Genomic DNA, 10,875 nt, shown 5'->3' on the forward strand with positions numbered 1-10,875 from the left:
ATTTGACAAAGAAACGGAACGATGGTATACTGAATTGGAAAAAGAGAATGCGGCAAAGGAGGCACGGACATCGTGCATTTCATCAGCAGCGCCATGGCAAGCTTCTGCCTGGAGACCACCGTCGAGGATGCGATGCAGACGGTGCGGGACGCGGGGTTCGACAGCCTCGATTTCCCGCTGAGCGTATACAGCCGCCCGCAGGACGCGCCGCTGCGCGGAGACAACTGGCGCCAGTGGGCGCGCGGGGTGCGCCGCACGGCGGACCGGATCGGGCTGCCCATCACGCAGGCACACGCCTCCTGGGAGCAGGCCATTCCGGACGACCTGCACTACGAATCACCTTATGAAATCTATGAGCGGACGATGGAGGCCTGCGCCATCCTCGGCTGCCGCCAGCTGATCTTCCATCCGGTGCTGTATCTGCACCGCATGCCGGACCGCAGCCTCTGGCCGCGCATCCACGACTGGAACGTCCGCTGGTTCCACGAGCTTTTGCCGCTGGCGGAGAAGTTCGACATTGTGATCAATCTGGAAAACACGTTCGACTATCGCCATCTGCAGCAGCCGGGCGACGCGCCCGTGCCCTACACAACGGCGCAGGACATGCTGGAGCTCGTCTACGGCATCGGCTCGAACCGTGTGCAGCTGTGCCTCGACACCGGCCATGCCCACATCAGCGGGCAGGACGTGCCGGAGATGATCCGTGCGTGGCGCGGCAATCTGGCCACGCTGCATCTGAACGACAACTACGGCCTGATCCGGCCGGTCTTTGAGGACCTGCATCTGTTCCCCGGCTACGGAACGCTGGAGTGGAAGCCGATCTTCGACGCCCTGCGGGACATCCGCTTCCGCGGTGTCCTGAACATTGAGCCGGTCGTGGAGCTGGCGCGTATGCCGCGGGCCGTCCGCATCATCCAGCTGCGGGCCGCAGCCCAGACGCTGCAGGTGCTTGCAGAATTATAATCCTAGTATACCACAAACCGGTGCGGAAGAAAAGCGGTTTGCGCAGAGGGGGCGCGGCGAGTGGAGAAAAATACGCATACGCCGCGTCCGCTGCATCTTGCACAGGCGGAGCCTCTGCTGCGGGAGCGGCTGGAAGCAACCGTCATGCTGACCGTGACGGGCGGAAGCATGCTGCCGCTTCTGGCCGGCGGCCGTGACCGCGTAACGCTCGGCCCCGTGCCGGAGCGTCTGCGCCGGGGTGAGGTCCTGCTCTACCGCCGCGCCGACGGCAGCTATGTGCTGCATCGCCTGACCGGCTTCGGGCAGGACGGCACGCTCGTTTTCTGCGGGGACCGCCAGACCGAGCCGGAGCGGGGGATCCGGCCGGAGCAGGTCATCGCGCGGGCTGTGGCCTTCGAACGAAAAGGACATTTTTTTACGCGCAGGGCGCCCGGCTACCGGGTCTACTGCGCGCTGTGGCCGCGCCTGCGCTGGTGCAGGCAGGCGATCTTCCACCTGCGGGCAGTCCTGCCGGGGAACGGCAGGAAAGGGCAGAAATGAGAGAGAGTCTATGAAACAACGCAAATCCGAAATCAACTGGAAGCTCGTCGTCCGCGTCGCATGCCTGATGCTGCTCGACGTCATGCTGCTGTATCTGGCATGCCTGCTGGCGCTGCTGTCGCGATTCGACCTCAGTATCCACACACTCATGCGCGACAGCGGCTTTTTGCCTGCACTGCATGCGGCTTTCCCGTGGGTGGCGATTGGCATGATCGCCCTGTTCATCCCGCTGAAGCTCTACAGCAGCCTCTGGGAATTTGCCGGGGTCGAGGAGCTGCTGCACATTCTGTGTGCCTGCTTCCTGTTTGCCGCCGCGACGCTGCTGCTGATCCTGTTCGGCGTGCTCGACCTGCCGCGCAGCTTCCCGGTTCTGGCCGGGCTGTATCTGGTGGCGCTGCTCAGTGCATCACGCTTTTCCTATCGTCTCATCCGCACGATCCTGCACCGCTCCGGCAGCGAGAAGCGCAAGAAGCGCACGATGCTCATCGGTGCAGGCAGTGCCGGCATGCTCGTGCTGCGGGAATTCCAGACGAGCGAAAATTCCCAGAACAACGTGGTGTGCGTCATCGACGACGACCGCGACAAGCTCGGCAAGTACATTCGCAACGTCAAGATCGCCGGAACGCGGGACGACATTGTCGCACTGGCACAGTCCCGCCGCATCGAAGAGATCGTGCTGGCCATTCCGACGGCAGCCGTGCGCGAACGGCGAAATATTCTGCAGCTTTGCCAAAAGACAGGCTGCCGCCTGAAGATCCTGCCGGGCATTTATCAGCTGGCAAACGGCGAGGTCAACATCCAGAAGATCCGCAATGTGGACGTGCAGGACCTGCTCGGCCGCGACTGCGTGGGGGTCGACCTCTCCCAGATCGCGGGCTACCTGTCCGGCAAGACGATCCTCGTCACGGGCGGCGGCGGTTCCATCGGCAGTGAGCTCTGCCGCCAGATCGCGCGTCATACGCCGAAGCGCCTTGTGTTGCTGGATATCTATGAAAACAACGCCTATGCCATCGAGCAGGAGCTGCACCGCACACACCCGGAGCTGGACCTTGCCGTGTGTATCGTCTCCGTGCGCGACGAAATGCGGGTCAGCTCCCTGTTTGCGCAGTACCGGCCGGACATCGTGTTCCACGCTGCGGCGCACAAGCATGTGCCGCTGATGGAGGGAAGCCCGAACGAGGCCATTAAAAATAACGTATTCGGAACGCTCCATGTGGCGCAGGCTGCGGACCGCTACGGCACGGAGACCTTCGTGCTCATCTCGACGGATAAGGCCGTGAACCCGACGAACGTCATGGGTGCGAGCAAGCGCGTCTGCGAGATGATCGTGCAGACCATGGCGGAGCGCTCCAAAACAAAATTCGTGGCCGTGCGCTTCGGCAATGTCCTCGGCAGCAACGGCAGCGTCATCCCGCTGTTCCGGCGGCAGATCGAGGAGGGCGGCCCCGTAACCGTGACGCACCCGGACATCATCCGCTATTTTATGACGATCCCTGAGGCGGTATCCCTCGTGCTGCAGGCGGGCGCTTATGCCGGCCGCGGCGAGATTTTCGTGCTGGATATGGGCGAGCCGGTCCGCATTGACGATCTGGCCCGCAACCTCATCCGCCTTTCCGGCTTTGAGCCGGATGTGGATATCGAGGTCCGCTATACCGGCCTGCGCCCCGGTGAGAAGCTCTATGAAGAGATGCTCATGCAGGAAGAGGGGCTTCGCTCCACGCCGAACCATCTGATCCATATCGGCCGTCCGCTGGACATCGACGTTCCTGCCTTTGAGCGGCAGCTCACGGCCCTTGCAGCGGCCTGCCGGGAAAATTCACCCGCGATCCGGACGCTGCTGGCGCAGGTCGTGCCGACCTATCACCCGGAGGCAGGCGGAAGACCGGCCGCGAACGTGTCATAAGTGCCGGGAGGAAACACAACGGTACGAGCGCCGGGATACCCCGGCTTGCATATCATATTCAACATCATAGGGAGGACATTCGGATGAAAGGTATCATTCTCGCTGGCGGCAAGGGCAGCCGCCTGTACCCCATGACCCGCGCCGTTTCCAAACCCCTGATCCCGATCTATGACAAGCCGATGGTCTATTATCCGCTGAGCGTGCTGTTGATGGCGGGCATCCGCGACATCATGCTCATCACGGCTCCGGCGGACTGCGAGTCCTACCGCCGCCTGCTGGGAGACGGGTCTCAGTTTGGCATCCATGTGGAATACGGCGTGCAGCCGGTCGCCCGCGGCATTGCGGACGCTTTCCTCATCGCCGAGGAATTCATCGGCGGCGCGCCGTGCTGCCTTGTGCTGGGCGACAACATGTTTCACGGCGCGCAGCTCGAGCAGCTGCTCCGTGCCGCCGCTGTCCGGACGGAGGGCGCGACGGTCTTCGGCTATCCCGTGAAGAATCCGAGTGCCTACGGCGTCGTGGAATTCGACGCACAGGGTCAGGTCCTTTCCATCGAGGAAAAGCCGGAAAAGCCCAAGTCCCGCTATGCCGTCCCTGGCCTGTATTTCTATGACGGCGACGCGGCAAAGCTGGCGCACACCCTGCAGCCGTCCGCCCGCGGCGAGCTGGAGATCACGGCCCTCAACGAGCTGTATCTGCAGCAGGGGAGGCTCCATGTGGAGCTGATGGCCCGCGGCATGGCCTGGCTCGACACCGGCACGCCCGAGGGCATGCTCAATGCCGCGCAGTATGTAGAGGCCGTGCAGTCCCGGCAGGGACTTTATATTGCCTGTCCCGAGGAGATCGCCTGGGAGCAGGGATTCATTTCAGATGAGGAGGTCGCAGCACGGGGGCAGGAGCTCCGCATGACGGAGTATGGCCAGTATCTGCTGAGTCTCGTCAAGTAAGGAAGCTTTATGACAGAAAAGTTGGAACGCATCCTGCCCACCGTACAGAAGCCTGCGCGCTATGTGGGCGGGGAATATGGACAGACAATGAAGGACAAGCGCAGCGTTGAGCTGCGCGTTGCCTTCTGCTTTCCGGATACCTATGAGATCGGCATGTCTAATCTCGGCATGCGCATCCTCTATGCGGTCATGAACCGCATGGAGGGCGTGTGGTGTGAGCGCGTCTTTGCCCCGTGGGGTGATATGGAGGATGCCATGCGCGCAAACGGCCTGCCGCTGTATGCGCTTGAGAGCGGCGACCCGGTGTCGGAGTTCGACCTCATTGCCTTTACCATCGGCTATGAGATGAGCTACACGAACGTGCTCAATATGCTGCGCCTGTCCGGCGTGCCGCTGCATGCGGCCGACCGCACGGGGCTGGAGCATATGGTCTTTGCGGGCGGCGCATGCGTGTATAACCCGGAGCCGTTGGCGGATTTCATCGATTTCTTCTCCGTCGGCGAGGGCGAGGAGAGCACGCCGGAAATTCTGGAGCTCTATCGCCGCGCCAAACGCGAGGGCTGGAGCAGATCGGAATTTCTCCGCGCCGTGGCGCAGATCGAGGGCGTGTATGTGCCGTCGCTGTACCGCCACGAGTGGAATGCCGACGGCACGCTGGCCTCGGTCACCCCGCTGGACGGCGCGCCTGCGCGCGTGACAAAGCGCATCGTGCAGGATCTGGATACGGCGCTCTATCCGACGGACGGCATCGTCCCGAATACGGAGATCGTCCATGACCGCTCGAATCTCGAGGTCATGCGCGGCTGCATCCGCGGCTGCCGCTTCTGCCAGGCGGGCTATACCTACCGCCCGGTGCGGCCCCGCTCGCCCGAGACGCTGCGCCGTCAGGCCATTGAGTCTCTGGAAAATTCCGGCTGCCATGAGATCACGCTTTCCAGCCTTTCAACATCCGACTACCGCGGCCTGCCGGAGCTGGCAGATGCCATGCTCGATTACTGCGCGCCGCGCAAGATCAATCTCTCGCTGCCGTCGCTGCGCGCGGACAATTTTTCCCGCGATCTCATGCTGCGGCTGCAGCAGGTGCGCAAGAGCGGCCTGACGTTCGCGCCGGAGGCCGGTACGCAGCGCCTGCGCGACGCCATCAATAAGAATGTCACGGAGCAGGAGATCCTCGATACCTGCGCCATCGCCTTTGAGGGCGGCTGGAACAATGTGAAGCTCTACTTCATGCTCGGCCTGCCCACGGAAACGGACGAGGATGTGCTCGGCATCGCGAAGCTCGTCTATGAGATTCTGAAAACGTGGCGCGAGCACGCCAGCAACAAAAAGCGCGGCGTGCGCATCCATGTGGCGACGGCCTTCTTCGTGCCGAAGCCGTTCACGCCCTTCCAGTGGGAAAAGCAGATCACGCCGGAGGAGTATCTCCGCCGCGCTCGCCTGCTCAAGGACAATATGCCGTCGAAGAGCATCGAGTATAACTGGCATGCCGCCGACCTGAGCCGCCTTGAGGCCGTTCTGGCCCGCGGAGACCGCCGCCTCGGCCCCGTGCTGGAGGAGGCCGTGCGCCGCGGCGCGCGGCTGGACGGCTGGGACGAATACTTCTCCTATCAAACGTGGCTGGACGCTTTCGCAGCCTGCGGCGTCGATCCGGAGTTCTATACGACGCGCGGCTTCGGCCTGGACGAGCTTCTTCCGTGGGACACGATCTCCGACGGCGTGAGCACGGGCTGCCTGCTGCGCGAGCGCGAGCGTGCCTACCGCTCCGAAACGACGCCCGACTGCCGGACGGCCTGCAACGGCTGCGGCGCGAACCGCCTTTTGAAGGGAGGGCGCTGCGATGCATAGGATCCGCTTTGAAAAAACAGGCCGCGCGATCTGGATGTCGCATCTGGACCTGATGCGGCTCATGCAGCGCGCGTTCCGCCGGGCCGGTGTGGTGCTGCACCATTCGCAGGGCTTCACTCCGCATGCCTATGTGTCCATGCTGCTGCCGCTGAGCGTCGGCATGGAGAGCGTGTGCGAGCTCATGGAATACGAGCTGGACGGCGAGCTTGCCGTCACGCCGGAAGCACTCAACGCCGTCCTGCCGGAGGGCGTGCGGGTGCTGGAGGTCTATGAAAGCACGCGCAAGGCCCGTGAGCTGCGCCGCCTGCGTGCGCTCCTCACGCTGGAATATGACGGCGCTGTGCCGGAGCCTGCCGCGATCACAACCCTGCTGGAGCGGCCGGAGCTCGTGGTCGAAAAGCGCACGAAGCGCGGCATGGCTGAGACGGACATCCGCCCCATGCTGCATGCCTATCATGTGGAGGCTGCGCCGGGCGCGCTGCTGCTGACGTGCGAGGTCAGCGCGCAGGAGCCGTCGCTCAACCCCATGCTGCTTGCCGCCGCCATCGAGCGCTATCTGCCGGAAGCAAAGCCGGACTTTGTCCGCTGCCGCAGACTCGAAATGCTCGATGAGCAGGGCGAGGTATTCCGTTAATGCTTGGAAAGGGACGAATTTCTTGAAAACCAGTGATTTTTACTATGATCTGCCGCAGGAGCTCATCGCACAGACACCGCTGGAGCGGCGCGACAGCTCCCGCCTGATGGTGCTCCACCGGGAGACCGGCGAGCTGGAGCACCGGCATTTTTATGATATCGTGGACTACCTGCAGCCTGGCGACTGCCTTGTGATGAACGATTCGCGCGTGCTGCCCGCGCGCCTGCTCGGCCACCGCGTGCCGACGGGCGGCGCCGTGGAGCTGCTGCTCCTGCAGGACAAAGGCGGCGGCGTCTGGGAATGCCTCGCCAAGCCGGGCCGCAAGCTGCACCCCGGTGCGGAGCTCTCGTTCGGCGACGGCGCGCTCACCGCGACGGTCACGGCCGAGGAGGAGGGCGGCAACCGCCTGGTGCAGTTCCACTATGAGGGGATCTTCCTCGAGCTGCTCGAGCGCCTCGGCAAGATGCCGCTTCCGCCCTATATCCGCGAGGAGCTAGCCGACGGTGAGCGCTATCAGACGGTCTATTCCCGCGTCACCGGCTCCGCCGCCGCGCCGACGGCCGGACTGCACTTCACAAAGGAGCTGCTGCAGCGCATTGCGGACAAGGGCGTTTCGCTTGCCTATATCACGCTGCATGTGGGCCTCGGGACGTTCCGTCCCGTCAAGGCCGACGAGATCACGGAGCACCATATGCACAGCGAGTTCTGCATGCTCTCCGCTGAGACGGCCGAGGTGCTCAACCGCACGCGGCAGAACGGCGGCCGCATCATCTGCGTCGGCACGACATCCTGCCGGACGCTGGAATCGCTGGCCGAGCCGGACGGCACGTTCACGGAAAAGAGCGCCTGGACGGATATCTTCATCTATCCCGGCTATCAGTTCCGTGCGATGGACGCGCTCATCACGAATTTTCACCTGCCAGAGAGCACGCTCATCATGCTGGTGTCCGCCTTTGCGGGCTATGACCATGTCATGCACGCCTATCACGAGGCCGTAAAATCGCGTTACAGATTTTTCAGCTTTGGCGACGCCATGTTCATTGAGTAATTTCACATTATTTTTATTTAGCTAAATGCAATCACGCTTGTGTGGGAGTTTACCATGTTTCAACTGTTAAAAACCGAAGGGAAGGCGCGGCGGGGCGTATTTACCTGCGCGCACGGCACGGTGCAGACGCCCGTGTTCATGAACGTCGGCACGCAGGGCGCCATCAAGGGCGCGCTGAGCGCGGCGGACCTCAAGGCCATCGGCTGTCAGGTCGAGCTTTCCAACACCTACCATCTGCATCTGCGCCCCGGCGACCGGCTCGTGCACGATCTGGGCGGCCTGCACCGTTTTATGACGTGGGACGGCCCGATCCTGACGGACTCCGGCGGATTTCAGGTATTCTCGCTGGCAAGCCTGCGCCGGATCAAGGAGGAGGGTGTGTATTTCGCCTCGCACATCGACGGCCACAAGATCTTCATGGGCCCGGAGGAGAGCATGCAGATCCAGTCGAACCTCGGCTCGGATATCTGCATGGCCTTTGACGAGTGCATCGAGAATCCCGCGCCCTATGACTATGTAGCCCGCTCCGTCGACCGCACCTATCGCTGGCTCGTCCGCTGCAAGGCGGAAAACGCCCGCCTGAATGCCCTGCCGGACACGGTGAACCCGCAGCAGATGCTCTGGGGCATCAACCAGGGCGGTACCTACGCCGACCTGCGCATCCGCCACATGCAGCAGATCGCCGAGCTGGACCTTCCGGGCTATGCCATCGGCGGCCTTGCCGTCGGCGAGAGCACGCAGACGATGTACGACATCATCGACGCCGTCGAGCCCTATATGCCGAAGGACAAAACGCGCTATCTCATGGGAGTCGGCACACCGTCGAACATCATTGAGGGCGTCGCCCGCGGCGTAGACTTCTTCGACTGCGTCATGCCCGCGCGCAATGCGCGACACGCGAAGCTCTTCACCTGGGAGGGCGCCATCAATCTGAAGAACGCGAAATACGAGCGCGACATGCAGCCCATCGACCCGGCCTGTGACTGCCCGGTCTGCCGCCGCTATTCCCGCGCGTATCTGCGCCATCTGTTCAAGGCAGAGGAAATGCTGGCCATGCGGCTTTCCGTCATGCACAATCTGTATTTTTACAACAAGCTGATGGAACGCATCCGTCAGGCGCTGGACGAAGGCCGGTTCGAGGAATTCCGCCGGACATACTCCGAGCGGCTCGACCGCCGCATCTAAAAAAATTCATAATATTTTTCTTGCAATGGCAGCTATGTGCCTGTATAATAAAAACAATGTGAAAAACTGGAGGAAAATCCTATGGACTACAGCATGATCCTTATCCTTGTCGTTATGGTCGCGGTGTTCTACTTCATGATCATCCGCCCCGAGAAGAAGAAAAAGAAGGAAGAAGAGAACCTTCGCAATTCTCTGAAGGAAGGCGACAAGATCACGACCATCGGCGGCATCGTCGGTAAGATCGTCGACATCAAGGGCGACAATATCGTCATCGAGACCAGCATGGACCGCGTCCGCATGGAGCTGGCCAAGTGGTCTGTTATGACGAATAACACCGCACAGGAGGCTGCGCAGAAGGCCCGCGCCGAGGCGCAGGCTGCCGCCAAGGAGAAGGCCGCCGCCAAGAAGGCCGAAAAGGAACGCAAAAAGAACGAGAAGAAGAACGGCCTGTAAACGGCAATTCCGATCTCAGGATAAAACGGAACTGCCGCAGCGCATGCAGCAGGTCCTTCCTATATTTGGGGGAAACCAAATGGACTATGCAGAGCTGTACCTCTGGGACATCCCGGTCGTCTGGAGCAAGCCGGAAAGCGGGGACCGCGAGCTGATTTCCCTGCGCGACCGCACGCCGCGCATCGCGGCAGAGGGCTGCGACATCGAAGCGCTCATCCACAGCGAAATGGGGCGGCAGATGGTGCTGCAATTTGAAGACTACATCCGCTACGGCGACGAAATGGATCCGGCCTATGTGCAGAAGTGGCACGCGCAGGGTCTGGACAAGCAAGTGATGGAGCGCAATGACTTCTATCACCGCTGGGCGCTGTTCACGCCCGTTTCGGCACGAGAAAAAAGCTCCCGCCGCTACCCGCTGCTGTTCGTGCTCCACGGGAGTAGCATGCCGATCAATTGGGAGGAGTGCTCCGGTTTTCTGCCCATCGCAGCGCGCGAGGAGCTGATCGTCTGCATTCCGCAGGATCACTCGCTCCAAAATCTCCTGCGTCTGTATGACATTCTGACGCGGGACTACCCGGTCGACCCCGGCCGCGTGTACTGCACGGGCTATTCGCAGGGGAGCGCGCAGACAAATGCCCTGCTGTTCGCCCGGCCGGAGCTTCTGGCTGCAGCTGCGCCGTGCGGATGCCTTGCCGGGCCGTTTTCCATGGGGATGGAGCCGGAAGAGCGCGTGCAGCACGCGGCTCAGGTGCGCGTCCCGATCCTGACCGTCTGCGGCCAGCAGGAGGGCCTATATCTTGTGCCTTATTATGAGGATGCGCCGCAGCGCGGCATGTATGACGCGCGCCGCACGAATCCGCGCGGACGGGAGACGGCACGCAACCGCCTGCCGGTGCAGGCCCCGAATGCCGCATACAAGGTCGAATCACTGAATCTTCGCCTGCGTTCCTGTAACTGCCCCGAGGTCACGCTCGAGGAGGTCCTCGCCTGTGCGGAGAGCGAGGATCTCGTCTGCCGCCGCATCGGCATGCCGTTCTCCAAAACCGAGGTACGGCGCATTTACGGCTGCGACCACTACATCGGCACGGTGACGGACCGCTATGGAGACGACACGCTGCAGATCGTCTCCGTGGACAATTTCCCGCATTGGCCCGCGCCGTCCATGGCGGAGCTTGTGTGGGAATTCCTGCGCCACTATTCGCGCGATACGGAGACCGGCGCTCTGCGGGATGACCGGAAGTCCTAACAGAAAGGCATGCTCTATAAAAACCGGGACGGCGGAAATGCGGGTGGTCGTAAGACAGTTTCAGTCCCGGCAGTAATGTCTGCCGGGACTGTTCTTGCACATATTAAAGCC

10 protein-coding genes are annotated in these 10,875 nt (G+C 62.2%); all 10 read left to right on the forward strand.

Annotated features, from left to right (window positions below):
- The first annotated feature begins 72 nt into the window (after positions 1 to 72).
- The 10 genes from WMO66_RS05155 to WMO66_RS05200 all read left to right on the forward strand — a co-directional run bounded on the left by WMO66_RS05155 (position 73) and on the right by WMO66_RS05200 (position 10,764).
- Entirely contained in the window at positions 73 to 963 is an 891-nt protein-coding gene (locus WMO66_RS05155) for a sugar phosphate isomerase/epimerase family protein (protein ID WP_349135317.1), read from the forward strand.
- A gap of 60 nt (positions 964 to 1,023) precedes the next feature.
- Positions 1,024 to 1,503, forward strand: a complete 480-nt coding sequence (locus tag WMO66_RS05160; protein ID WP_349135319.1) for a S24/S26 family peptidase — start codon at positions 1,024 to 1,026, stop codon at positions 1,501 to 1,503.
- A gap of 10 nt (positions 1,504 to 1,513) precedes the next feature.
- On the forward strand, positions 1,514 to 3,406 hold the full coding sequence (locus WMO66_RS05165; RefSeq protein WP_349135320.1) for a polysaccharide biosynthesis protein: 1,893 nt from the start codon (positions 1,514 to 1,516) through the stop codon (positions 3,404 to 3,406).
- Positions 3,407 to 3,489: 83 nt separating this feature from the next.
- Complete coding sequence (rfbA, locus tag WMO66_RS05170) at positions 3,490 to 4,353, forward strand: glucose-1-phosphate thymidylyltransferase RfbA (RefSeq protein ID WP_349135322.1); 864 nt, start codon at positions 3,490 to 3,492, stop codon at positions 4,351 to 4,353.
- A 9-nt stretch (positions 4,354 to 4,362) separates the two neighbouring features.
- Positions 4,363 to 6,198, forward strand: coding sequence for a TIGR03960 family B12-binding radical SAM protein (locus WMO66_RS05175; protein WP_349135323.1), 1,836 nt, complete (start codon positions 4,363 to 4,365; stop codon positions 6,196 to 6,198).
- Positions 6,191 to 6,832, forward strand: a complete 642-nt coding sequence (locus WMO66_RS05180; protein ID WP_349135324.1) for a TIGR03936 family radical SAM-associated protein — start codon at positions 6,191 to 6,193, stop codon at positions 6,830 to 6,832. The genes WMO66_RS05175 and WMO66_RS05180 overlap by 8 nt, the downstream gene beginning before the upstream one ends.
- A 22-nt stretch (positions 6,833 to 6,854) precedes the next feature.
- Positions 6,855 to 7,880 (forward strand): tRNA preQ1(34) S-adenosylmethionine ribosyltransferase-isomerase QueA, encoded by a 1,026-nt coding sequence (gene queA, locus WMO66_RS05185; protein WP_349135325.1) that lies wholly within the window; start codon positions 6,855 to 6,857, stop codon positions 7,878 to 7,880.
- Between the two features lie 54 nt (positions 7,881 to 7,934).
- Entirely contained in the window at positions 7,935 to 9,065 is a 1,131-nt protein-coding gene (gene tgt, locus WMO66_RS05190) for a tRNA guanosine(34) transglycosylase Tgt (RefSeq protein ID WP_349135326.1), read from the forward strand.
- An 81-nt stretch (positions 9,066 to 9,146) separates the two neighbouring features.
- A complete protein-coding gene (gene yajC, locus WMO66_RS05195) occupies positions 9,147 to 9,518 on the forward strand; it encodes a preprotein translocase subunit YajC (protein WP_349135327.1) in 372 nt (123 codons plus the stop codon).
- Between the two features lie 79 nt (positions 9,519 to 9,597).
- Positions 9,598 to 10,764, forward strand: coding sequence for a hypothetical protein (locus WMO66_RS05200; protein ID WP_349135328.1), 1,167 nt, complete (start codon positions 9,598 to 9,600; stop codon positions 10,762 to 10,764).
- The last annotated feature ends 111 nt before the right edge of the window (positions 10,765 to 10,875 follow it).

The organism is Faecousia intestinalis, from assembly GCF_040096185.1.
Taxonomy (GTDB): Bacteria; Bacillota; Clostridia; order Oscillospirales; family Oscillospiraceae; genus JAZOXB01.

Coding starts and splice junctions, on each gene's coding strand:
- WMO66_RS05165 (WP_349135320.1), top strand. CDS start 1,514: ATGAAACAACGCAAATCCGAAATCAACTGGAAGCTCGTCGTCCGCGTC.
- rfbA (WP_349135322.1), top strand. CDS start 3,490: ATGAAAGGTATCATTCTCGCTGGCGGCAAGGGCAGCCGCCTGTACCCC.
- WMO66_RS05175 (WP_349135323.1), top strand. CDS start 4,363: ATGACAGAAAAGTTGGAACGCATCCTGCCCACCGTACAGAAGCCTGCG.
- WMO66_RS05180 (WP_349135324.1), top strand. CDS start 6,191: ATGCATAGGATCCGCTTTGAAAAAACAGGCCGCGCGATCTGGATGTCG.
- tgt (WP_349135326.1), top strand. CDS start 7,935: ATGTTTCAACTGTTAAAAACCGAAGGGAAGGCGCGGCGGGGCGTATTT.
- yajC (WP_349135327.1), top strand. CDS start 9,147: ATGGACTACAGCATGATCCTTATCCTTGTCGTTATGGTCGCGGTGTTC.
- WMO66_RS05200 (WP_349135328.1), top strand. CDS start 9,598: ATGGACTATGCAGAGCTGTACCTCTGGGACATCCCGGTCGTCTGGAGC.